The sequence below is a fragment of the Rhodococcus sp. Leaf225 genome, assembly GCF_001426145.1.
In the GTDB taxonomy this organism is placed as follows: Bacteria; Actinomycetota; Actinomycetes; order Mycobacteriales; family Mycobacteriaceae; genus Rhodococcoides.
Genome location: NZ_LMRN01000009.1, coordinates 41,714 through 65,629 on the forward strand (window position 1 = coordinate 41,714; position 23,916 = coordinate 65,629).

18 protein-coding genes and 1 tRNA gene are annotated in these 23,916 nt (G+C 68.6%); 12 read left to right on the top strand and 7 right to left on the bottom strand.

Annotated elements, in window-relative coordinates:
- The first annotated feature begins 31 nt into the window (after positions 1-31).
- Together ASG69_RS04580 and ASG69_RS04585 are read left to right on the top strand one after the other, a co-directional pair.
- On the top strand, positions 32-1,258 hold the full coding sequence (locus tag ASG69_RS04580; protein ID WP_056440794.1) for a GGDEF domain-containing protein: 1,227 nt from the start codon (positions 32-34) through the stop codon (positions 1,256-1,258).
- Positions 1,259-1,298: 40 nt separating this feature from the next.
- Positions 1,299-1,586 carry a hypothetical protein gene (locus ASG69_RS04585; RefSeq protein WP_235578852.1) on the top strand — a complete coding sequence of 96 codons (288 nt, stop codon included), beginning with the start codon at positions 1,299-1,301 and terminating at the stop codon, positions 1,584-1,586.
- Here ASG69_RS04585 and ASG69_RS04590 read toward each other — a convergent pair whose 3' ends face one another.
- Positions 1,587-2,162: a TerD family protein gene (locus ASG69_RS04590; protein WP_027505908.1), complete on the bottom strand. Its 576-nt coding sequence runs from the start codon at positions 2,160-2,162 to the stop codon at positions 1,587-1,589.
- Positions 2,163-2,386: 224 nt separating this feature from the next.
- Here ASG69_RS04590 and lysX point away from each other — a divergent pair, with 224 nt between their 5' ends.
- The 3 genes from lysX to ASG69_RS04605 are packed head-to-tail and all read left to right on the top strand — an operon-like array spanning position 2,387 to position 7,545.
- A complete protein-coding gene (gene lysX, locus ASG69_RS04595; protein WP_082544260.1) occupies positions 2,387-5,746 on the top strand; it encodes a bifunctional lysylphosphatidylglycerol synthetase/lysine--tRNA ligase LysX in 3,360 nt (1,119 codons plus the stop codon).
- Positions 5,747-6,640, top strand: coding sequence for an alpha/beta fold hydrolase (locus ASG69_RS04600; RefSeq protein WP_056440799.1), 894 nt, complete (start codon positions 5,747-5,749; stop codon positions 6,638-6,640).
- Positions 6,641-6,666: 26 nt separating this feature from the next.
- Entirely contained in the window at positions 6,667-7,545 is an 879-nt protein-coding gene (locus tag ASG69_RS04605) for an oxygenase MpaB family protein (protein ID WP_027505911.1), read from the top strand.
- 67 nt (positions 7,546-7,612) lie between these two features.
- On the opposite strand, the gene ASG69_RS04610 is transcribed toward ASG69_RS04605, so the two are convergent.
- A complete protein-coding gene (locus ASG69_RS04610) occupies positions 7,613-8,227 on the bottom strand; it encodes a maleylpyruvate isomerase family mycothiol-dependent enzyme (RefSeq protein WP_051613396.1) in 615 nt (204 codons plus the stop codon).
- Between the two features lie 157 nt (positions 8,228-8,384).
- On the opposite strand from ASG69_RS04610, the gene ASG69_RS04615 reads away from it, so the two are divergent.
- The 5 genes from ASG69_RS04615 to ASG69_RS04635 all read left to right on the top strand — a co-directional run bounded on the left by ASG69_RS04615 (position 8,385) and on the right by ASG69_RS04635 (position 12,468).
- On the top strand, positions 8,385-9,188 hold the full coding sequence (locus tag ASG69_RS04615) for a transglutaminase-like domain-containing protein (protein WP_056440802.1): 804 nt from the start codon (positions 8,385-8,387) through the stop codon (positions 9,186-9,188).
- 2 nt (positions 9,189-9,190) lie between these two features.
- On the top strand, positions 9,191-9,730 hold the full coding sequence (locus ASG69_RS04620; RefSeq protein WP_056440806.1) for a GNAT family N-acetyltransferase: 540 nt from the start codon (positions 9,191-9,193) through the stop codon (positions 9,728-9,730).
- Positions 9,731-9,752: 22 nt separating this feature from the next.
- On the top strand, positions 9,753-10,151 hold the full coding sequence (locus tag ASG69_RS04625) for an MmcQ/YjbR family DNA-binding protein (protein WP_056440808.1): 399 nt from the start codon (positions 9,753-9,755) through the stop codon (positions 10,149-10,151).
- Between the two features lie 19 nt (positions 10,152-10,170).
- Entirely contained in the window at positions 10,171-10,788 is a 618-nt protein-coding gene (locus tag ASG69_RS04630; RefSeq protein ID WP_027505916.1) for a histidine phosphatase family protein, read from the top strand.
- Between the two features lie 87 nt (positions 10,789-10,875).
- On the top strand, positions 10,876-12,468 hold the full coding sequence (locus tag ASG69_RS04635) for a hypothetical protein (protein WP_082544261.1): 1,593 nt from the start codon (positions 10,876-10,878) through the stop codon (positions 12,466-12,468).
- A gap of 1 nt (position 12,469) precedes the next feature.
- Here the strand turns inward: ASG69_RS04635 and ASG69_RS04640 are convergent, their stop codons facing one another.
- Positions 12,470-12,754 carry a putative quinol monooxygenase gene (locus ASG69_RS04640; protein WP_027505918.1) on the bottom strand — a complete coding sequence of 95 codons (285 nt, stop codon included), beginning with the start codon at positions 12,752-12,754 and terminating at the stop codon, positions 12,470-12,472.
- A 97-nt stretch (positions 12,755-12,851) separates the two neighbouring features.
- Positions 12,852-13,718, bottom strand: coding sequence for an NAD(P)-dependent oxidoreductase (locus ASG69_RS04645; protein WP_056440816.1), 867 nt, complete (start codon positions 13,716-13,718; stop codon positions 12,852-12,854).
- Positions 13,719-13,832: 114 nt separating this feature from the next.
- On the opposite strand from ASG69_RS04645, the gene ASG69_RS04650 reads away from it, so the two are divergent.
- Positions 13,833-15,344 (top strand): MFS transporter, encoded by a 1,512-nt coding sequence (locus tag ASG69_RS04650; protein ID WP_027505920.1) that lies wholly within the window; start codon positions 13,833-13,835, stop codon positions 15,342-15,344.
- Positions 15,345-15,422: 78 nt separating this feature from the next.
- Here the strand turns inward: ASG69_RS04650 and ASG69_RS04655 are convergent, their stop codons facing one another.
- The 3 genes from ASG69_RS04655 to ASG69_RS04665 form a co-directional block, all read right to left on the bottom strand.
- The gene (locus ASG69_RS04655; protein ID WP_027505921.1) at positions 15,423-16,889 is read right to left on the bottom strand and encodes a glutamate synthase subunit beta; all 1,467 of its coding nucleotides are present in this window, start codon (positions 16,887-16,889) and stop codon (positions 15,423-15,425) included.
- Positions 16,882-21,483: a glutamate synthase large subunit gene (gltB, locus tag ASG69_RS04660; protein WP_056440819.1), complete on the bottom strand. Its 4,602-nt coding sequence runs from the start codon at positions 21,481-21,483 to the stop codon at positions 16,882-16,884. The genes ASG69_RS04655 and gltB overlap by 8 nt, the downstream gene beginning before the upstream one ends.
- A 444-nt stretch (positions 21,484-21,927) precedes the next feature.
- Positions 21,928-22,013 (bottom strand) — tRNA-Leu (locus ASG69_RS04665).
- A gap of 275 nt (positions 22,014-22,288) precedes the next feature.
- On the opposite strand from ASG69_RS04665, the gene ASG69_RS04670 reads away from it, so the two are divergent.
- A complete protein-coding gene (locus tag ASG69_RS04670; RefSeq protein ID WP_056440822.1) occupies positions 22,289-23,893 on the top strand; it encodes a DUF3662 and FHA domain-containing protein in 1,605 nt (534 codons plus the stop codon).
- Positions 23,894-23,916: the final 23 nt, after the last annotated feature.

A 23,916-nucleotide genomic window follows, 5' to 3' on the forward strand; every position in this document is an offset into this window, starting at 1 on the left:
GTCGCATCGAGTTCGAAGGGATTCTCCACGCATGCCGCACCCGACCCGTCCGCCGGTCACGCAGCGCGTCCGCGCGTCCCGCGATCGCGCTCGCCCGGGTCGACACAGCGGATCCCGGCGCATCCGCAACGCGCAACGCAGACCCCTCACCCACCGGCCTCGGGACAGCGCACTCGACGTCGTGCGTCGGTGGCTGACCACGCCGCACGATTTCGACTGGATCTTCGTCCATCACTCCACCCGGTCCATACACGGCATCATCCGGCTGGTCTTCGCCGGCGCGGTGCTGCTCAACGCGACCGTGTCCATGTTGATGCTCGCCTCGCCCAACGGCCCCTCCGGCACGCCGGCGATCGTCTACGTCTTCCTCGTGCTGGCACTGCAGATCGCCGCGATGATCTGGGTGCTCACGGGACCGACGCCGGACACGAAGGCGCAGTTCCTCGGGTTCCTGATCTTCGGCGACGTCGGCATCACGTCCGTGATCCTGCTGGACACCCCGACGTCGGCACTGATCGGCACCTTCCTGTTCGCGATCAACGGCGCTCTCTGCACGTTCTTCCTCAGCCCACGAGTGCTGCTCGCCCATCTTGCGTTCACCAATGCCGTCATCGTCCTCATCGGCACCCTGGCGTACGTCCAGAACCTGTGGGGGCCGTGGGACGCGATCGCCGCGGTGCTGGTGGCCAGCGGCGCGAGCAGTGGGGTGCCGGTCTTCGCGTCCATCGCGTGGTCACTCGTCTCGACGGACGCGAAAGCCTCGGACCTCGATTCGCTGACCGGCGTCAGGAACCGCCGCGGTCTGCAGAACTCGGTCGAGGATCTGTGGGAGACGGCACTCGCGACCACATCGCCCGTGGTGGTCGTGATGATCGACATCGATCGTTTCAAGAGCGTCAACGATCGCTTCGGACACGATCAGGGCGACACCGTGATCGTCCTGGTCGCGACCCGGCTCGCCGAGCTCTTCGACGGCCACGGGGTGCTCGCGCGTACCGGCGGCGAGGAGTTCGTGGCGGTCCTCACCGATGTGGACGGAGACGTCGAGTCGGTGGTCGCCCGTGTCACCGAGACGGTCCACGATCGACAGGACACCATTCCCGTGACCGCCAGCGTCGGCGTCGCCGTGTTGACTCCCGACTCGTCGCTGTGGAGTTCCGGACCCGGGGCGATCGACCGCGCGACGCGGGGTGCGGACTCGATGATGTACCGAGCCAAGGCCGCCGGCGGGCATCGGCTGCTCTCGACCTTCCTGTGACACCCGCCCTGCATCGGACCCAGACGAGGAAACCCACCCCGTGATCGACATCTTCCACGCACTCGTGGTCATGAACTCGCTGTTCGCCGCGTCGGCGTGGTGCCTGGCGCGGCCGAACGCCTGGTCGATCTCCGCGGTGGTGCTCGCGTCGATCGGCTGGCTGCTCTTCAACGCGCCGCTCGAGGGCCGTGTGCTGGTGGTGTTCTCACTCCAGCACGGATTCACCGAGTCGGACGTGCTGTCCATCGTGGGCATGATCATCGCGGCGGTCGGCGTCGTGCGCGCGAGGCGACGAGCCGACCGCCCCGAGATCAGGCGTCGAGACTGATCAGACGCTGATGCCGAAGTCGCGGGCGATGCCGGCGAGTCCGGAGGCGTAGCCCTGGCCGACGGCGCGGAACTTCCACTCCGCACCGTTGCGGTAGAGCTCGCCGAACACCATGGCGGTCTCCGTCGAGGCGTCCTCGGTGAGGTCGTAACGGGCGAGCTCGGTGCCGTTCGACTTGTCGATCACGCGGATGTAGGCGCCGCGGACCTGGCCGAACGACTGCGAGCGCGCGTCGGCCTCGTAGATCGAGACGGGGAACGTGACGATGTCGACGGTGGACGGGACCGCTGCGAGATCGACGTCGATGACCTCGTCGTCACCGTCGCCCTCACCGGTCTTGTTGTCACCCGTGTGCTGGATCGAGCCGTCCGGAGTCTTCAGATTGTTGAAGAAGACGAAGTACTCGTTGCCGGGCGCCTTCTTGTCCGGGCCGAGCGCGATGGCGCTGGCGTCGAGATCGAAATCCGTTCCGGTCGTCGTGCGCAGATCCCATCCGAGTCCGACGGACACCGCGGTCAGATTCGGTGCGGCCTTCGTGAGAGACACGTTGCCACCCTTGGTCAGGCTGACGCCCATGTGAGAGATCCCTTCTCGTTTCGCCCGATTCATCCGTATTCGGATCGGTGCTGCCCGGCCAACGAACCCGACGTCGTTCCGGTTCCCGGCCCTTCGTGACGACCCGCCGCGCAGCACAGGGCGCGCGGCGGCATCGAACGCTGCATAGTTGTCTGTCACAGCCTGTGTCCTGCGGAGCACGGGCTCGTCCCGTCATCCACGGTCCCGGCAGGAGGCGCTCGATCATGGCCACACAGGCGACCCCGGCGGCATCCGCCGCGGGCACTGCATCACCGTCCCCGTCAGGCTTGTCCGACGCGTCCCGCGTCGCCCGCGCCGATCGCCGGTCGCGCCACAAGGGGCGCCTGCGGCAGGTGCCGCACCACGTCGGCCTCGTGCTCGGTGTCTACGCGACGCTGGTCCTCCTGTGGAGCCTGTCACCCGCGCTCCGAGCCCTCGTCCACGTACCCCGCGAGTGGCTCGACTCGTACGTCATCGACGCTCCCGACACGAGCCTGTCCTACGGCTTCGTGGTCGCGCTGGTCGCCGCGGCGCTGTCGACGCGCAAACGCGTCGCGTGGTGGATCGCTCTTCTCTACACGGCCGGATCCGCGGTGGTGAACGTATCGACCCTGGTGGACGATCCCGGCAGCGTCGGGTCCTGGATCGGCCTCGTCCTGCAGGTCGCGGTGCTCGCACTGCTGCTCGCCTCCCGCACCGAGTTCGACACCAAGGTTCGACGCGGCGCCGGATGGAAGGCACTCGGTGTTCTCGTCACCGGTCTGATCGTCGGCATCCTCGCCGGCTGGGCGCTGCTCGAGGCCTTCCCGGGTTCGCTGCCGCGGAACGAGACCTTCCTGTGGTCACTCAACCGAGTGGCCGGCCTGGCACTGGTGGACAACGAGCAGTTCAGCGGCCGACCACACGGATTCCTCAACTTTCTTCTGGGACTGCTCGCCTTCGTCGCCCTCGCCGCGGCGGTGGTGACACTGTTCCGCTCGCAGCGTGCGAGCAACGCCCTCACCGGCACGGACGAGTCGGCGCTACGCGGACTCATCGCCCGCTCCGGCCACGACGACTCGTTGGCCTACTTCGCCACCCGCCGCGACAAGGCGGTGGTCTTCGCACCGAACGGCAAGGCCGCCATCACCTATCGCGTCGAGGTCGGAGTGTGCCTCGCCAGCGGCGATCCCATCGGCCTCGAGGAGTCCTGGCCTCACGCGATCGAGGCGTGGCTCGAGATGTCGTCTCGGTACGGGTGGGCCCCGGCGGTGATGGGAGCGAGCGAGACCGGTGCCGCCGCGTTCCGGCGGGCGGGACTCGCCGTGCTCGAACTCGGCGACGAGGCGATCCTGCAGACCCGCTCGTTCAGCCTGAACGGACCCGACATGCGCCCGGTGCGCCAGGCGGTCAATCGGGCGCGCGGCAAGGGCGTGACGGTGCGCATCCGACGGCATCGCGACATCCCCGAGGACGAGTGGCCGGGCATCGTCGAGCGTGCCGACCGCTGGCGTGACACCGAGACCGAACGCGGGTTCTCCATGGCACTCGGGCGCCTCGGCGACCCTCTCGACGGCGACTGCCTGCTCGTCGAGGCCGTGCTCGATGCGGACGACCGCGTCGTCGGCACCCTCTCCCTCGTGCCCTGGGGCGCGAGCGGAGCATCGCTCGACCTCATGCGCCGTGATCCCGCCTCACCCAACGGCACCGTCGAGCTCATGGTCTCCGAGCTCGCGTCCCGCTCGGACACCGTGGGCATCACCAAGGTGTCCCTGAACTTCGCCGTCTTCCGCTCCGTGTTCGAGGAGGGCGGCCGCATCGGTGCGGGACCTGTTCTGCGCCTGTGGCGTTCGACGCTCGTGTTCTTCTCGCGATGGTGGCAGCTCGAGGCGCTGTACCGATCGAACCTCAAGTACCAGCCCGAGTGGGTACCGCGGTATCTGTGCTTCGAGGACAACCGCGATCTGCCGAAGGTGGGTACCGCATCGGCCATCGCGGAGGGCTTCCTCACGCTGCCGGGCCTCGGTGCACGCACTCACACCGGCACCCGACAGGCTGTTCCCGCCGCACTGCTGGCCGACGGCACGCTGCACGCCGACGGGAGCGAGCCCGACGACACACCCGTCGACACGCTGCCCGGCCGGCGACGGCCGGAACAGGTCCGGGTTCGGATGTCCAAGCTGGACAGGCTCTCCGCGGACGGCGTCGACGCCTACCCCGTCGCGCATCCGCCCACCCACACCGTGGACGCCGCGGCGAACGCCCCGGAGGGCACCACCGTGCGCGTGTCCGGTCGCCTGTTGCGCATCCGCGACTACGGCGGCGTCGTCTTCGGCCTCGTGCGCGACTGGAGCGGGGACCTGCAGATCCTCCTCGACAGCGAGCGCATCGATCGAGATCGGTTGCGACGCTTCACCTCCGATTTCGACCTGGGCGACCTGATCTCCTGCACGGGAGTTGTCGGTCGCAGTCGCACCGGAGCGCTCGCGCTGCTGGTGAGCGACTGGCGCATGAACGCGAAATCGCTGCACCCGCTGCCCGACAAGTTCCGCGGGCTCACCGACCCCGAGGCGCGGGTGCGTCAGCGCTACGTCGACATGGAGATCAATCCGCAGGCGCGCGCCCTCATGCGTGCCCGCAGCGCGGTGGTGAAGTCGCTGCGCGACACGTTGGGCGACCGCGGATACATGGAGGTGGAAACGCCGATCCTGCAACAGATTCACGGCGGCGCGAACGCGGCACCCTTCCTCACGCACATCAATGCCTACAACCTCGATCTCTACCTCCGTATCGCGCCGGAGCTGTACCTCAAGCGGCTGTGCGTCGGCGGCATGGAGCGGGTCTTCGAGATCGGTCGCGTGTTCCGCAACGAGGGCGCCGACTTCAAGCACAATCCGGAGTTCACGATCCTCGAGGCCTACGAGGCGCACAGCGACTACGAGCGCGCGATGGTGTTGTGCCGGGAGCTGATCCAGCGCGCCGCCGTGGCCGCGCACGGCCGCGAGGTGATCTACCGGCCGGCCGAGGACGGCACCATGACGGAGATCGACATCTCCGGCGAGTGGCCGGTGAAGACCATGCACGGCGCCGTCGCGGAGAAGATCGGTGCCGACGTCCGGCCCGACACACCGCTCGCGGAGCTGCAGCGTCTGTGCGATCTGCACGACGTCCCGTATCAGTCGACCTGGGACGAGGGCGCCGTGGCGCAGGAGATGTACGAGCACCTCGTCGAGGACTTCACCGAGTTCCCGACGTTCTACACCAACTTCCCCACGTCGATGTCCCCGCTGACTCGGCCCCACCGCAGCATCGCGGGCGTCGCCGAGAAGTGGGATCTGGTGGCGTGGGGGGTCGAGTTGGGCACCGCGTACAGCGAGTTGACCGACCCCGTCGACCAACGCGCTCGTCTCACCGCGCAGTCGATGCTCGCCGCGGGCGGCGATCCCGAGGCGATGGAACTGGACGAGGACTTCCTCCAGGCGCTCGAGCACGGCATGCCGCCGACCGGTGGCCTCGGAATGGGTGTCGACCGGGTGGTCATGCTCATCACGGGCGGGTCGATCCGCGAGACCCTCGCGTTCCCGTTGGCCAAGCCGCGGAGCTGAATGTTTCACATGAAACCGAACGGCGAGGTGGTCGTCGACGTACTGGGGACCGCCGTGCACGTGGTGGTCTCCCGTCCTGACGCGGCGGCGGCGCCCGCCCCGGTCGTCGTGCTGTGCGGGGGGCTCGCCTCGACGTGGCACGACTGGATCGACGTGTCCGCGCTGCTGGTGGCGGCCGGCCACACGACGGTGGCCATCGATCGACCAGGCTTCGGCGACAGCGAACCTCTGCCTCCGGACCGGGTGCCGACGGTGCACGAGGAGGCCGATCGCATCCTCGCCGTCCTGGACGCCCTCGCGATGACGGACCCCGTGGTCCTGGTGGGGCACTCGATGGCCGGCTTCTACGTCGAGGGCTTCGCGCGGTCGTACCCCGCGCGCACGGCGGGGCTCGTGCTGCTCGACTCGAGCGTCGAGAAGTCGCCGTCGGCCCTGGTGCCGCCGCGCATCCGCATTCCGGTGACTCGCGTGATCGCCCGCATCGTCTCGGCCGCCGGTCTGCAACGGTTGCTCGCCGATCCGGTGCGCCACGTCCTGACGCAGGCCATTCCCCCGGACGGGTACGCGCCCGACCGAATCGACGATCTCCGCCGCATCTACCGCGATCCCTCCTATCTGGAGGCCGCCGCGATCGAGTACGCGGTGTACGCCGACATGGCCCTCGAGTTGAACCGCCTGCGCCGCGCGACGCCCGTTCCGTCCGTCCCCGTCATCGTGGCCGCCGCGCACACGGGACGACGGACCCCGTGGGGAGCGCAGTGGTTGCGGCGCCAGCAGCGTCTGGCCCGCTACCTCGGCGGCCGCTTCGCCGTGGTGTCCCCGTCGCACCACCACGCCATGATCGATCAGCCCCGGCGAGTCGCGGCGCTGGTGAGAACTGTCTCCACCGGCTGAACGCCGCGCGAGCGCACACTGGAGAGATGAATCCTCTGCGCACGGTCCAGACCCGAGTGGGCGAGACCATCTTCGCGCGGGTCGCGGGCGACGAGGGCCCCGCTCGACGCGACCGGATCCACCTGGCCGAGGGGCCGCGTCGGTACGGCCCCGATTCGGCGATCCAGCGTGTCCACGCCGATGCGTCGATGTTCGTCGGCGGAATGCGCGCCCTGCTCCTGCAGTCGTTGCACCCGCTGGCGATGGCTGCCGTGGACGAGCACTCCGGCTACCGCGGCGACCCGTGGGGCCGTCTGCAACGCACCAGCACGTTCCTCGCCGAGACCACGTTCGGCACCATCGAGGACGCGGAGCGCGCCGTGCGGATCGTGCGCGCCGTGCACAAGCGCATCACGGGTGTCGCGCCGGACGGGCGGCCGTACGCCGCGTCGGATCCGCACCTGCTGCGGTGGGTCCACGTCGCGGAGATCGACAGCTTCCTGCGCGCGCACGATCGTTACGGTGCCCGACCTCTCGATGCCGGCGGCCGCGACGCCTACGTCCGGGAGTCGGCCTGGGTCGCTCGCGGGCTCGGCGCCGAGGACGTGCCCGAGACGGTCGACGAGCTGAACGAGATGCTGGCGATGTACCGGCCCGAACTGCGCGGCACTCCCGCAGCACGTCGCACCGCCCGCTTCATCCTGCTCAACCCACCGATTCCGTTGGCAGTACGCCCCGCCTACGGGTTGCTGTCGTCGGTGGCGGTGTCGATGATGCCGCGCTGGACCCGTTTCCCGCTCCGGCTCCCCTACCTCCCGATCACCGAGGCCACCGCCGTGCGCGCGAGCGGCATCGCCGTCACCACCGCCATCCGGTGGGCTCTGGGTGCGGGCCCGACGGTGCAGGATGGGCGCGAAGCGGGCTGAGGAGGGCGGTGGGCCTCCCGGGCATCGGATCACAGGTGCGGCCGTGCCGGAGTCGGGGGCCGATCTGTCACGCTCCACGATGATCGTGCACGGTCGCCCGGCCGGTGAGGATCAGGACAACCGCTTTCGCCGGCAAGATCAAGGTGTCGCCGTCTCCGATGCGGAAGTCGATGTCGGACGCCTGAAGTGCACACCCGTCGAGGTCGGCGCCGAAATAGGCCATCCGATTCCTGGACTCGATCGTGCGAAGCACCACCTCCAGTTGCGGCGTCGTGGCGGTCGCGGGCAGTCCCAGTCCCTCCGTCAGATCGAGTCCGTGAACGACGTCGTGGCACAACGAATCGACGAGGTCACCTCCCGGTGGACTCCACTCGGTGGTGATGTTGTCTCGGAGCGCGGCAATCAGTTCGACTCGGCCCATCGTCGCGGCGTCACGGCGGGCAAGACGGTCGGCCGCGCGGTCGAAGCTGCCGCGTTCTCGAATCATCGTCACCAACAACTTGGGCAAGCTCACCCGAAAAGACATCGACAGATGCGCCGCCAGGTCGGCAACGGTCCAACCCTCGCACAGAGTCGGTTGTTGCCACTCGGTGTTCGACAGTCCTTCGAGTACCGCGACCGTTGCCTGCCTCTGCGTCGCGGTCAGTGCCGCGACGCGCTCTCTGTCCAACTCGTTCGACATGCGACTCCACATCCTCCGTCGTGTTCGAGACCTGCCACTGGACAGGCCTGCCACTGGACAGACATGGCGGCGGATCGAAAGTCATCGAAGCGCGGGGCTTCCGGACCACACGCGGTCCGGGCGATCTTCCGCCCGTGACCGGTGGCATCATGCGGTAGTGACGCGTGACGTATCTGCCCACCTCGACGTGACCGTCGTCGACCCCACCAACCTCGAGTTTCAGATCGCGGTCGCGCAGCTACCGGGGACGACGGTCACCGAATCGTTGTCGTTCCGGCTCGACGGCGAGGAGATCACACCCACGGAGATCCGCGCGGAGACCGGGGGGCGCATCCACCGATTCGATTGTGGGCGTGGTCAACTCGTCGTCGACTACCGCGCCCGCGTGGAGGGCGAGGCGGATCCCGCCCCGGTGGTCGAGCGGGACCTGTCGGTCTACCTGCGGCCGAGCCGCTACAGCGAGTCGGACAAGTTCCTGGGCTTCGCCGAGACCGAGTTCGGGCGCTACACCTCGGATGCCGACGTGCTCGAGCGCGTGTCCGCCTGGGTCGGCCGCCGTCTCCATTACGTACCCGGCAGCAGCGACCCCATCGACGGCGCCACCGACACGCTCCTCGCGGGCAGCGGAGTCTGCCGCGACTACACGCATCTCGTCGTCGCACTGCTGCGCGCCATGACCGTGCCGGCCCGACTCGTCGCGGTCTACGCACCCGGCTGCGACCCGATGGACTTCCACGCCGTCGCGGAGGCCTACGTCGACGGTGTCTGGCGTGTGGTCGACGCGACGCGGCTGGCCCCGAGGCAGAGCCTGGTGCGGATCGCGACCGGGCGGGACGCGTCCGACACCGCGTTCCTCGACAACCACGACGGCTACATCGTTCTGGACCGCATGCAGGTCATGGCCACGGTGGACGGGATGCTCCCGTACGACGACGTGCACGAACTCGTGTCCATGCGCTGATCATGATCACCTTCCGGCGGGTCACCGAGAACGACTTTCCGCTGCTCGCGCGCTGGTTGTCGCACCCCCACGTGGCGCGGTGGTGGAACCACGAGGTCACCGCCGAGGCCGTCGCCCGCGACTTCGGGGCGTCCGCCCGCGGCGAGGAGCCGTCCGAGGACGTGCTGGCTCTCGACGACGGAACCCCCGTCGGCCTGCTCCAGCGCGCCCGGTGGCACGACTACCCGGAGTACGTCGACGAGCTGGCGCCGTTCTGGGCGGTGCCCGCGGAGGCCGTCACCATCGACTACCTCATCGGCGAGGCGCACCTCGTCGGGCACGGCCTCGGCACCCGCGTGCTGATCGAGTTCACGGCCGACACGTGGCGGCGGTACCCGAGCGCGACGTGCGTCGTCGTGCCGGTGGCCACGGGCAACGTGGCGTCGTGGCGGGCGCTCGAGAAGGCCGGGTACCGACGTGTCGCCGAGGCCCACCTCACCCCGGACAATCCGATCGACCCCACCGACCACGTGGTGATGGCGATCGACCGCCCGGCTCGATGACGAGGGCCTAGTCTCCTCGGTCATGGAGCATCCTGTGCGATTCCGCGACGACGATCCGTTGTTGGCCACGGTGCGGGAGCGAGCCCTGCGCCTGCCGGGCGCCACCGAGAAGGTCTCCCACGGCCGCCCCAACTTCCGCACCACGAAGGTCTTCGCGATCTACGGCGCCACGGTGAAGGGGGATCACCCCTCCACCCGCTGGGATCGGTCGCTGCAGGTCCTGCCCGACACCGACGAGCGAGCGGCGCTGCTGGACGACGAGCGATTCTTCGAGCCCGCGTACACCGCGGCGAGCGGCTGGGTGGGACTCGACCTGACGATCGGGACCCCCGACTGGAGCGAGGTCGACGAACTGCTCGACATGTCGTTCCGGCGGACGGCGCCGGCACGGTTGGTGGCAGAACTCGGAACGCTCTCGTGACCGTGAGACAGTGGCCGCTGTGCAACTGCTGCTGATCCGCCACGCTCTCCCGCTGCGTTCCGACGCGGATGCCGATCCCGCCCTCGCACCGCTGGGACTCGAGCAGGCCGCGCGCGTGCCCGACGGGCTGCGCGCCCATCGGCTCGCGCGCATCGTCAGCAGTCCACAACTGCGCGCCCGGCAGACCGCGGAACCGCTCGCCGCGGACACCGGACTCCCGGTGGACGTGCTCGACGGTCTGGCTGAGTACGACCGCGACTTCCCGGGTTACCTCCCCATCGAGGAGGCGCGCGAGAAGTTCCCCGCCGAGTTCGAGCGCATCAAGGCCGGGCATCTGCCGAGCGCGGTGGACGCCGACGCCTTCCGCCGACGGGTGTTCGACGACATCGCCTCGGTGGTGCGGGACGCGGAGCCGGAGGACACGGTCGCGATCTTCGCCCACGGCGGGGTGATCAACGTCCACCTGCAGGATCTGCTCGGCACCGCCATGCCTCTGACCTTCCCGATCGACTACGTCTCGGTCACGCGAATACTGTTCTCGCGCAGCGGCAGACGTACGGTAGCGTCGGTGAACGAGACGCAGCACGTGTGGGATCTGCTCCCCCGGAACCGCGCACGATCCTCACCGACTTCTTAATCGCGCAGGTCACCGGGCATTACGGGCACGATCGGTGCTCGGCACGGTCCGTCGAGCGCGTCGGCACCGGTTAGCCTGAGCAGTATCATGACTTCTCCCTCAGCACACGGTGCCCCGCGTTCGGGTCTCGTCGCCACGTTGTCGCGGCCCGTGATCGTCGTTCTCGTGATCGCCCTCCCCCTGCTCCTGGCCGGCCTCTACGCGTCGTTCAGCGGGAACGACGTCGTTCCCCTGGCCTCGCAGAGCAGTTCCGAGACCACCACCTCGGCAGACGGTTCCGAGGGCACGGACGGCGGCACCTCCGCCGCGGGAGACCCGCTGGCGAAGACGCGCTCGGCTCTCACCCAGACGCAGTTGCCCCTGAGCCTGCTCAGCGGTGGACTCACTCAGCTGACCGACGCGGCGCCGCAGCTCACCGACGGAGTCACCCAGCTCTCCGACGGCCTCGGGCAGGCGCGCTCCGGGTCCCAGCAGCTCGCGGACGGCAACTCTCAGCTGGCCGGCGGACTCGTGCAGCTGCAGGGCGGAGTGGGCCAGCTCGGTGACGGCGCCGTGCAGATCAGCGGCGGCGTGAACCAGCTGACGACGCCCCTGCTGGCGCTCGGCGAGAAGCAGGCCCAGGTCACCTCGTCCATCGCGGACGTCGCGAACCGCATCGAGGTGCTGAACAACCCGATCACCACCGACGCGGCACGGCAGCTGCGTGAGCTCATCGACACGCTGAACGCGCAAGGCATCGGCCCCGACACCGTCTCCCAGATCAACCAGCTGCGCGACGGCGCCGCCCTGCTCGCGTTCCAGCTCGACGATCCGTCCAGTGAGTTCGTCACCGGCGTGAACACCGCCGTCGACGGCAGCGCGCTGCTCTCCACGGGCGCCGGCCAGCTGAACGACGGCATCATCCAGCTCGACGACGGTGGCAAGCAGCTGAAGGCGGGCACCGACCAGATCACGACCGGCATCGAGCCGATCGGCGGCGTCGTCAGCAGCCTGCAGACCAACGTGAAGACCGCGCAGACCTCGCTGCCCGCGGCCAACGCAGTAGCGGCGACCACGACCACCGACGAGAACGGTCAGACGCAGACCACCCTCGTCGTGCAGGGAAGCACCCCGTCGAACTACTACCTGATCGCGGCACTGGTGGCCGTGGCCGCGGCTGCCGCGGTGAGTCTGATGCGCCTGCTGACGCGTCGGGACCGCGTGGCGCGCATCGCACCCGTCCTCGGGGCCCTCGCGGTCACCGCAGCTGCGGGTATCGCCTACTGGTTCGTCGGTGACGGTCTCAGCTTCGGCTCGCTCCTCGGCGGCATCGTCTTCCTGTTCCTGGGTTCCGCGGCGTTCCTCGCCGCGGCGGGCGCCGTGCAGATGGCGTTCGGCCGTGCCGTCGGCCAGTCGATCAACCTTGTGCTGCTGCTCGTCCAGCTCGTCCTGGCAGGCGGAGCCCTGGTCGGGTCGCCCGACAGCTCCGTCTTCGGCAAGGCCGCGGCCTTCACGCCCGTCGGGTGGCTCGCCGCCGGACTCGAGCGCATCGCGGCGGACGCCATGGACTCGACCGGCTGGCTCGCCGTCCTCGTGATGGTCGCCCTGCTCGCGGTGTCCGGTCTCGTCTACTCGCTCGTCGCCCGGTCCGACCCGGAGGACGACCGCGCGGCCTACCTGGACGAACCGCGCCTCGCCTGACTCAGGCGGGCGTCAACGGATGGATCGCCAGGGCGCCCAGCTTGGCGCCGTGGCGACCCATGACGTCGGCCATGTGCGGTGACGCCATGTGCCCGTCGAGGGCCGCCTGGTCCCGCCACACCTCGACGGTGACGATGGTGTCGGGCGCCGCGTTCGAGGTGTAGACGTCGTACTCCAGGCAGCCGTCCTCCTCGCGCGTGAGAACGGCGAACTGCCGCATCGCCTCCAGCACCTCGTCGAAGCCGTCCGTCACCGGAATGGTGGCCACCACGTGCAGATCACTCATCGTCGTTCTCGTCTCGCTCGTTCGTCATCGGTCCACCCGAACGTACGGCGAGGAGCGGCGGCGGGCGTCGGTTATCGCCCGACTGCCCGCTGACGACTCAGCCCTGGAACCCCTCGTCGTTCTCGAAGGCCGTGACGACGGCCGCCAGATCGTCGGCGCCGTGCCCCGCGACGCTCGCGTCCACGTACGCACTGCGCACGGCCTGCAGCAGGCGGGAGGTGCGCGGATCCACCGCATCGATCATCAGGTCGACGTCCTTGACCACGCCGTCGATCCCGAACGACGGGGTGAAGTCGCGCTCGATCATCGAGCGGCCCTTCATCTGTGTGTACGGCGCGTTGATCGGACCACCGTCGAGCGCTTCGAGGACGAGCGAGGGCTCCAGGCCCAGTTCCGACGCCATCGCGAGTGACTGCGCCGTGGCCGCCGTGAGCGTGGACACCATCGCGTTGCACGCCAGTTTGAGCGCACTCGCCCGGCCGGGCGCCGTCCCCGCGTTCACGATCGTCACCGTCAACGACTCGAGCACCGGGCGCACCGACTCGAGCGCCTCGGCGGGTCCGGAGGCCAGCGCCGTCAGCTTGCCCGACTCCGCCGGCTCCTTGGTCCCCAGCATCGGGCAGTCGAGAAAGGCGACCCCGTGGTGCTGCGCCAGATCGGCCAGCCGTCGGGCGCCGGCCGGACCGACGGTCGCGGACTGGACCCACACGGCGCCGTCCTTCACCGCGGACAGGAAGGTGGTGGCCGTGTCCGCGGTGGCCGACTCGTCGTAGAGCATCGTGACGATCACGTCGGCGGCGGCGACGCAGGCCGCCGGATCGTCCGCGACGGTCGCCCCCTGGTCCTTCAGCGGCGCCGCGCGATCGGCGTTGCGGTTCCACACCGTCACCTCGTGGTCGCCGCGGAGCAGAGACCCCGCCATGCCCGCGCCCATCGTTCCGGTTCCCAGTACTGCCACCCGCATGTTCGTTCCCTCTCACCGGCTGGAGCGGATTCTTTTCCGACCCGCTCCGTGTGTTGCAATGCAGGGTGTTCCCCTCACGGAGCACCACCACACGCACTCTCGAACGGATCACGCATGACCAGCACCGACACGCCCGCCACCGAACGGGCGGGGCGTCGCGAGTGGTGGGGTCTCGCCGTCCTCGTCGTCCCCATCGTCCTCGTCTCGATGGACATGTCGGTCCTGTACCTCGCCCTGCCCTCGCTGACCGAGGACCTCCAGCCGAGCAGCTCGCAGCAGCTGTGGATCCTCGACATCTACAGCTTCATGCTCGCCGGCCTACTGGTCACGATGGGCTCCCTCGGCGACCGCATCGGCACCCGTCGGCTGCTCATGATCGGGTCGCTCGTCTTCGGCATCGCGTCCGTCGCCGCCGCCTTCTCGCACACCCCGGAGGCCCTCATCGCCTCGCGGGTGCTTCTCGGAATCGGCGGCGCCACCCTCGCGCCGTCGACACTGTCGTTGCTGCGCAAGCTCTTCGTCGACCCCGTGCAGCGCGGTGTCGCCATCGGAATCTGGACGGCCGGATTCGCCGGCGGTGGCTCGTTCGGCCCGGTCATCGCGGGCGCGCTGCTCGAGTACTTCTGGTGGGGCTCGGTGTTCCTCATCAACATCCCGATCATGGTGGTCCTGCTGATCGCCGCGCCGGTGATGCTGCCCGAGGCGAAGAACCCGAACCCCGGCCGCTTCGACCTGCCCGCCGTCGGCGCCTCGATCGTCGCGATGCTCGGTATCGTCTACGCGCTCAAGCACGCCGCGCAGAACGGCCTCGACTGGCAGGTGGCCGCCGCGCTCGCGGTGGGGCTCCTGGTCGGCTGGTGGTTCGTGCGACGTCAACGCGCGAGCACGCACCCGGTCATCGAGTTCGACCTGTTCCGCACCCCGGCCTTCTCCGTCGCGGTGATCGTCATCCTCGTGTCGGTCTTCATCATCACGGGCTTCAATCTGATGCTGTCGCAGTATCTTCAGCTCGTCATGGGGCTCGGAACCCTCGAGGCGGGACTGTGGTCGCTGATCCCGGCGATCGCGACGGCCACCGCCTCACTGACGGCCCCCCTGATCATGAAGCGCCGCCCGCCGGCCGTCATCCTCGTCGGCGCCATCTCCGTGATGTTCGTCGGTGCCGTCGTGATCGGTGCGGTGGCCCTCCCCTCGGACGTCGGGTCGGGCGCCACGCTCGCGATCCTGCTGTGCGGCATGGTGATCGCTGCGTTCGGTGTGGGTACCGGCACGACGTTCGGCTCGGATCGGGTGCTCGCCACCGCGGCACCGGAGAAGGCGGGCGCGGCCGGTGCCGTGTCGGAGACGGGTGCGGAACTCGGTGGGGCACTGGGCATCGCCGTGCTCGGCTCCATCAGCGTGGCCACGTACCGCCTGGTGCTGGGGCCCGCCGACACGTCCGGAGACGGCACGCTCGCCGGCACCCTGGCCGAAGCCGGCCGGATGTCACCCGACGTCGGGCCCGACCTCGCGTCCCGCGCCCGCGAGGCGTACGTGGACGGCATCGTCGCCGCGTCCGGGGCCACGCTCGTCACGCTGCTGATCGCCGGCAGCGCGGCCGCCGTCCTGTTCCGTCGAGCGCGCTGACGCACCGACTCCCGACACAGAACACCCCCTGCAGCAGGCTGCAGGGGGTGTTCTGTTCGTACCGGGGGTGTGGGCTCGCTACCGCTGGGGTGCCTGGGTGGGCACGATCGGCGCGGGCAGCGCCGTCTTTCCCATGAGGAACGAATCGACCGCGGACGCGCAGGAGCGGCCCTCGGCGATGGCCCACACGATGAGCGACTGACCGCGGCCCATGTCGCCGGCCACGAAGACACCGTCGACGTTGGTGTTCCACTTGTCGGTCCGCGACACGTTGCCGCGCTCGTTGAGGTTCACTCCGAGATCGGTGAGCAGGCCCGGCTTCTCGGGCCCGGTGAAGCCCATCGCGAGGAACACGATGTCGGCCTCGAGGTGGAAGTCCGACCCCTCGACCTTGGCAAAGCGACCGTCCTTGAACTCGACCTCGTGCGCGTCGAGTCCGGTGACCATGCCGTTCTCGCCCGTGAAGCGCTCCGTGTTGACGGAGAAGACGCGCTCGCCACCCTCCTCGTGAGCCGAGGACACGCGGTAGACCAGCGGGTACGTCGGCCACGGGGTGGATCCGGCGCGCTCCTCCGGCGGGCGGGGCATGATCTCGAACTGGTGGACGCTGGCCGCGCCCTGACGGTGCGACGTGCCGAGGCAGTCCGCGCCGGTGTCGCCGCCGCCGATGATGACGACCTTCTTGCCCTTCGCCGTGATGGGCGGCTGGCCGTACTGGTCGACGACGTCGTCGCCGAGCTGAACACGGTTGGCCCAGGGCAGGAACTCCATCGCCTGATGGATGCCGCCGTACTCGCGGCCGGGGACCTCGAGGTCGCGGGCCTTGGTGGCACCGCCCGACAGGACGACCGAGTCGAACTCCTCTCGGAGCTCGTCCGCGGTGATGTCGACACCGACGTTGACACCGGTTCGGAAGATGGTGCCCTCGGCCTCCATCTGCGCCAACCGGCGATCGATGTGGCGCTTCTCCATCTTGAACTCGGGGATGCCGTAGCGCAGGAGTCCGCCGATGCGATCCGCTCGCTCGAACACGGTGACGGTGTGGCCGGCACGCGTGAGCTGCTGCGCTGCAGCGAGACCCGCGGGACCGGAACCGACGACGGCCACCTTCTTGCCGGTGAGGTACGTCGGGTAGACGGGCTGGACCCATCCCTCGTCGAAGGCGCGATCGATGATCTCGACCTCGACCTGCTTGATGGTCACCGGGTCCTGGTTGATGCCCAGGACGCACGACGCCTCACACGGAGCCGGGCACAGCCGGCCCGTGAACTCCGGGAAGTTGTTGGTGGCGTGCAACCGGTCGATGCTCTCGCGCCACCGGTCCTTGTACACCAGGTCGTTCCACTCGGGAATCAGATTCCCGAGCGGGCACCCGTTGTGGCAGAACGGAATGCCACAGTCCATGCACCGGCTGGCCTGGGTGCGGAGGGTGTCCGTGGAGAAGTCCTCGTACACCTCCTTCCAGTCCATCAGGCGCAGGTCGACGGGGCGCCGCGACGGGAGCTCCCGCGACGTGTTCTTCAGAAATCCTTGTGGATCACCCACGAGCTGCCTCCATGATCGCCTCGTCCACGTCCGCGCCGTTCTTCTCGGCCTCGGAGATCGCGAGCAGTACCTTCTTGTAGTCGCGGGGCATCACCTTCACGAAGTGATTGACCTGCTGCGACCAGTCCGCGAGGATGCGCTCGGCGACCTCGGACCCGGTCTCGTCACGATGCCGCGTGATCGCATCCTTGAGCCACGCGAACTCGTCACCCTGGAGCTCCTCGATGTCGACGAGCTCGGTGTTCAGGTTGTCCTCGAAGGTCGAGTTCGGGTCGAAGACGAACGCCACACCGCCGGACATGCCGGCACCGAAGTTGCGGCCGGTCTCGCCGAGAATGACGACCTTGCCACCGGTCATGTACTCGCACCCGTGGTCACCGACACCCTCGACCACCGCGACGGCGCCCGAGTTACGGACGGCGAACCGCTCACCGACGACACCGCGGATGAGCGCCTCACCCTCGGTGGCACCGAAGAGGATCACGTTGCCGGCGATGATGTTGTTCTCGGCGACGAAGCTCGAGTTGGCCTGGAGCGACGGGCGTACGACGATCCGCCCACCGGACAGACCCTTGCCGACGAAGTCGTTGGCGTCGCCCTGCAGTCGCAGCGTCATGCCCTTGGGCACGAACGCTCCGAAGCTGTTACCGGCCGATCCGGTGAAGGTGATGTCGATCGTGCCTTCCGGCAGACCGTCCTCGCCGTACGCCTTGGTGACCTCGTGGCCGAGCATCGTGCCCACGGTGCGGTTCACGTTGGTGATCCGCGTCGAGAACTCGACCTTCTCGCCCTCGTCCAGTGCCTCGCGGCTCTGCGCGATGAGTTGCTGGTCGAGAGCCTTGTCCAGTGCGTGGTCCTGCGTGCCGGTGCAGTAGAGATCCTGGTTCATGAACGCCGACTCCGCGACGTCCAGGATCGGCGACAGATCGAGCTTCGACGCCTTCCAGTGATCCTTCGCCGCGGTGGTGTCCAGCAGCGCGACCTGGCCGATGGCCTCGTCGAGCGTGCGGAAACCGAATTCCGCGAGGTACTCGCGGACCTCCTCGGCGATGTACAGGAAGAAGTTCTCGACGAACTCCGGCTGACCGGCGAACCGCTTGCGCAGCAGTGGGTTCTGCGTCGCCACGCCCACCGGGCAGGTGTCGAGGTGGCAGACGCGCATCATGATGCAGCCCGAGACCACCAGCGGCGCGGTGGCGAAGCCGAACTCCTCACCACCGAGCAGCGCGGCGACCATGACGTCGCGACCGGTCTTGAGCTGACCGTCGACCTGCACGACGATGCGATCGCGAAGACCGTTGAGCAGCAACGTCTGCTGGGTCTCGGCCAGGCCGAGCTCCCACGGTGCGCCGGCGTGCTTGACCGACGTCAACGGGGTGGCGCCCGTGCCGCCGTCGTGGCCCGAGATGAGCACCACGTCCGCGTGCGCCTTGGAGACACCGGCGGCGACCGTACCGACACCGACCTCGGAGACGAGCTTCACGTGGATGCGCGCCGACGGGTTGGCGTTCTTCAGGTCGTGGATCAGCTGAGCCAGATCCTCGATCGAGTAGATGTCGTGGTGCGGGGGCGGCGAGATGAGGCCGACACCCGGCGTGGAGTGACGCACCTCGGCCACCCACGGGTACACCTTGTGCGCCGGAAGCTGGCCGCCCTCACCGGGCTTGGCGCCCTGCGCCATCTTGATCTGGATGTCGGTGCAGTTGGTCAGGTAGTTCGACGTGACACCGAAACGACCCGACGCGACCTGTTTGATGGCCGACCGACGCCAGTCACCGTTCTCGTCGGGGAGGAAGCGTGCGGTGTCCTCGCCGCCCTCACCCGAGTTCGAGCGACCACCGAGGCGGTTCATCGCGATGGCCAGCGTCTCGTGCGCCTCGGCCGAGATGGAGCCGTAGCTCATCGCACCCGTGGAGAAACGCTTGACGATGTCGCGTGCCGACTCGACCTCGTCGATCGGAATCGGGGTGCGACCCTCGGTCTTGAAGCGGAACAGTCCGCGCAGCGACGCGAGCCGCTCGGACTGGTCGTCCACCATGCGGGTGTACTCCTTGAACACGGAGTACTGACCGGTGCGGGTGGCGTGCTGGAGCTTGAACACCGTGTCCGGGTTGAACAGGTGGTACTCGCCCTCGCGGCGCCACTGGTACTCGCCGCCCGTCTCGAGCTCGCGGTGCGCGCGCTCGAACTTGTTGTCCAGGTACGCGACTCCGTGACGCACCGCGACGTCGGCCGCGATCTGGTCGAGGTCGATGCCGCCGAGCGGCGACTGCACGCCGTAGAAGTACTCGTCGACCAGGGCCTGCGACAGGCCGATGACCTGGAACAGCTGGGCGCCGGTGTACGAGGCGAGCGTCGAGATGCCCATCTTCGACATCACCTTCAGCACGCCCTTGCCGGCGGCCTTGATGTAGTTCTTGACGGCGCTGTCGTAGTCGATGCCCTGCAGGGTGTCGCGGTCGATCATGTCCTCGATCGACTCGAACGCCATGTAGGGGTTGACCGCTGCGGCACCGAAGCCGACGAGGGTGGCCATGTGGTGGACCTCGCGGGCGTCACCGGCCTCGACAATCAGCCCCACCTTGGTGCGGGTCTTCTCCCGGACGAGGTGGTGATGCACGGCCGAGGTCAGCAGCAGCGACGGGATCGGTGCCAGCCGTTCGCTCGACTCGCGGTCGGACAGGATGACGATGCGCGCGCCGCCGTCGATCGCCGCGGAGACCTGCGAACGAATGATCTCGAGCGAACGACGGAGTCCCTCACCGCCTTCGGCGACCGGGTAGAGGCCGCGGACCACCACGGAGCGCAGTCCGTCCTGGGTGCCGTCGTCGTTGATGTGGACCAGCTTGGCCAGCTCGTCGTTGTGCAGGATCGGCGACTTCAGCACGATCTGCCGGCATGCTTCGGCACTGGGCTGCAGGAGATCCCGCTCGGGACCGATGGTGCCGCCGAGGCTGGTGACCACCTCTTCCCGGATGGCGTCCAGGGGCGGATTCGTCACCTGGGCGAACAGCTGGGAGAAGTAGTCGAACAGCATGCGCGGGCGGTTCGAGAGCACGGCGACGGGCGTGTCGGTGCCCATGGACCCGATGGCCTCGGCGCCGGCCTTGGCCATGGGAGCGACCAGCATGGTCAGTTCCTCGGTGGTGTAGCCGAAGATCTGCTGACGGATCAGCACACGGTCGTGCGTCATGTGGACGTGCGGGCGCTCGGGCAGGTCGTCGATCTCGACGAGACCCTCGTCGAGCCACTCCTGGTAGGGGTGCTCGGCGGCGAGCTCGTCCTTGATCTCGTCGTCGCTGACGATGCGGCCCTGCGCGGTGTCCACCAGGAACATGCGGCCGGGCTGCAGGCGAACCTTGCGCACGATCTTCGACGGCTCGATGTCGAGGACGCCGACCTCGGACGCCATGATGACCAGGCCGTCCTCGGTGACCCAGAGACGGCTCGGACGCAGGCCGTTGCGGTCGAGGACCGCGCCGATGACGGTGCCGTCGGTGAAGCACACCGACGCCGGTCCGTCCCACGGCTCCATCAGAGTCGAGTGGTACTGGTAGAACGCCCGGCGAGCCGGATCCATCTTGTCGTGGTGCTCCCACGCCTCGGGGATCATCATCAGCACGGCGTGCGGCAGGCTGCGACCGCCGAGGTGCAGGAACTCCAGCACCTCGTCGAAGCGCGCGGTGTCCGACGCTCCGTGCGTGTTCACCGGGAAGATCTTCTCGAGCTTCTCCGGGCCACCGAAGACGTCCGACTCGATGAGGGCCTCGCGGGCACGCATCCAGTTCTCGTTGCCGGTGACAGTGTTGATCTCACCGTTGTGCGCGACACGGCGGAACGGGTGTGCCAGCGGCCACGAGGGGAACGTGTTGGTGGAGAAGCGCGAGTGCACCAGACCGAGGGCACTGACGACGCGCTCGTCCTGCAGATCGAGGTAGAAGCCTCGCAGCTGCGGCGTCGTGAGCATGCCCTTGTAGACGATGGTCGACGGCGACAGCGACGGGAAGTACACGGACTCGCGTCCGGGACCGTCCTTGCCGGGGCCTTCGAGGCCGAGTTCGTGCTCGACGCGCTTGCGCACGACGAACGCGCGTCGCTCGAGATCGATGCCGGACAGTGCACGGTCGGGAGCGGCGACGAACAGCTGGCGGAACGTCGGCATGGCGTCGCGCGCCAGCGCGCCCAGGGAGGCGTCGTCCGTCTCGATGTCGCGCCAGCCGAGAACCTCGAGGCCCTCCTCGGTCACGACACGCTCGACACCGGCGACAGCCTCGGCGGACGCGGCGCGCGCCTGCGGGAGGAACGCGATACCGGTTGCGTAGGAACCCTCGGGCGGCAGATCGAAGTCGACCACGGCGCGGTAGAACGCGTCGGGGACCTGGATCAGGATGCCGGCACCGTCACCCGTGTTGGGCTCGGCACCCGCAGCGCCGCGGTGTTCGAGATTGATCAGCGCCGTGATCGCCTTGTCGACGATGTCGCGGCTCCGTCGGCCGTGCATGTCGACCACGAACGCGACACCGCAGGAGTCGTGTTCGTTGGCGGGATCGTAGAGGCCGCGCGCTGATGGGTACCGGTGTCCGGGAAGCTGCATGTGTCTTGCCTAACTGACGAGTCGAGCCAAGATCCGCGAGAGCGCGGCCACGTCCGAGATTCGACGCGAGCCACCGCGGGGCGATGCGAGAGCGGGTTCACCGTTGAACACGCACTCCGATGGGGCTCCGGCCACTCTCGGACAACGATCCGTTCCGAGGTGGTGACCGAGTGTTTTCGGGCAGGGGCGATCCTTGTGGGTCGACCCCGCAGCTGAACGATAAGTCAGGAACCGGTCGAATTCACAAATCAGGGCATCCTCATTCGGGCCTGACCTGGTCGTTCCCCCGGTGGTGTGGGTGTGTGCGCGACGTTGCGCGGTACCTCGGCGTTCGTTCACGAGAATACTCCGGGAGCGCACGAGCTCGACGTCGGAGATCTCACACCGAGACGTACGTCCGATGAAAGACTACTGGCCGTAGCGATTTCTCGGCTACGGCCAGTGTGGTGGGCGAAGGGGGACTTGAACCCCCACGTCCCGAAGGACACTGGCACCTGAAGCCAGCGCGTCTGCCATTCCGCCACTCGCCCGAGCGACGGGACGAGATTAACACGACCCGTCACTCGGGCAGAAATCCATACCGTCGGTCCGGGTTTCCGGTCCCGAGGCGGGGCCGGGAACCGGTTCCGGGCGTATAGCATGGATCGGTAGTCGCACGACGGAAGGACACGCGAGGCCGCACGGCCTGCGCGGACGTCGGCGGCGTGGACGCCTCGGGGACGGTTCCAGCATCATGAGTCTCCGACGCACGGACGCAGTACCGATGTGAGACGCAGTACCGACGAAGACGGAGAAGGAGGGTGTCGTGGGAGTGGTTCAGCGATTCGAGAGAAAGCTGCAGAGTGCTGTCGGTGACGCCTTCGCTCGCGTCTTCGGTGGCGGTGTGGTGCCGCAGGAGGTCGAGGCGGCCCTCCAGCAGGAGGCCACCATGTCGGTCCGCACGCTGGACGGCGGACATCTGCTGGCACCCAACGCCTACGTCATCACCATCAGCCCGTCGGATCACGACAGGCTCGCGTCCGACCACGACCTCACCACTCGCGCCTTCTCACGCCATCTCCAGGACTTCATCACCGACCAGGGATGGCAGACGTACGGGCGCGTGGTGGTCCGCTTCGAACCGTCCACCACACTGCACACGGGACAGTTCCGCACGTCGGGAACAGTCGATCCCGACGCGTCACCCCAGCAGAGCGCTCCACCTCACCAGTCCACTGCACAAGACCGACCGTCGTCGACATCAGGAGCCGGCCCCATGACCCAGAACTCAGGGACTCAGAACCAGGGCGACGAGCCCGACCGCGACAACGATCGGCCCGCATCGGGCGTCGCCGCCCGTGCCCCTCGCAACGGCAGCGCGTACCCGTCCGAGGCGTACGACCCCGAGGCGTCGGGCCGCGTCGACCCGGCGGCGGAGAACCGGGTGCGCCCGCCCCGCGCATACGGCGACTCCGAGCAGGACGCCCGCGGCTACGGCCGCCCGCCCGCCGGTCAGGAGCAGGGCGGATTCGGACGCGCACCGTACGGACAGGGTCACGATCAGCAGGGCTACGGCCAGGCCGGGTACGACCAGCAGGGCTACGGCCAGGCCGGGTACGACCAGCAGGGTCACGAGCAGGGCGGCTACGACCAGGGATACGGACGCCAGCCGCAGAACCGCGCCCCCTACGACTCGCGTGCCTACGGCCAGCAGCCTCCCGCTCAGCAGCCGTACGACCGCCAGGCCTACGGACAGCCGGCGGCGGATCCGCGCGGTCACGGCCGTCCTCAGTACGACCAGGGTGGACCCGATCCCCGCGCCTACGGCCAGCAGGGCTACGACCAGGGCGGGTACGACCAGCGCGGCTACGACCAGGGTGGTTACGACCAGCGCGGGTACGACCAGGGTGGTTACGACCAGCGCGGCTACGACCAGGGCGGCTACGACCAGCACGGTCAGGATCAGCACGGTCAGGACCGTCAGCAGGCGTACGGCGACTACGACCAGCGCGGCTACGCCGACGGTGGCCAGGCCGCACAGCCGCGGGCGTACGGCGCTGCGGCGGCGTACGACCAGCCGGCCACACAGGGCTACCAGCAGGTCGCGGACGGGGACGACTACGACCGCCCGGCCGCGTCTCGCGGGCTCGCCGCCACCCTGCAGCTCGAGGACGGCAGCGGCCGTCACTACCAGCTGCGCGAGGGCGGCAACGTCGTCGGTCGCGGCCAGGAGGCCCAGTTCCGGCTCCCCGACACCGGCGTCTCGCGTCGGCACTTCGAGATCCGCTGGGACGGCCGGGTGGCCATGCTGTCCGACCTGGGTTCCACCAACGGCACGACCGTGAACGGTGCACCGGTCCAGGACTGGCAGCTGGCCGACGGCGACATCGTCCGCGCCGGACATTCGGAGATCCTCGTCCGCATCGTCTGACACGACCGGACCGGCGACGGGTG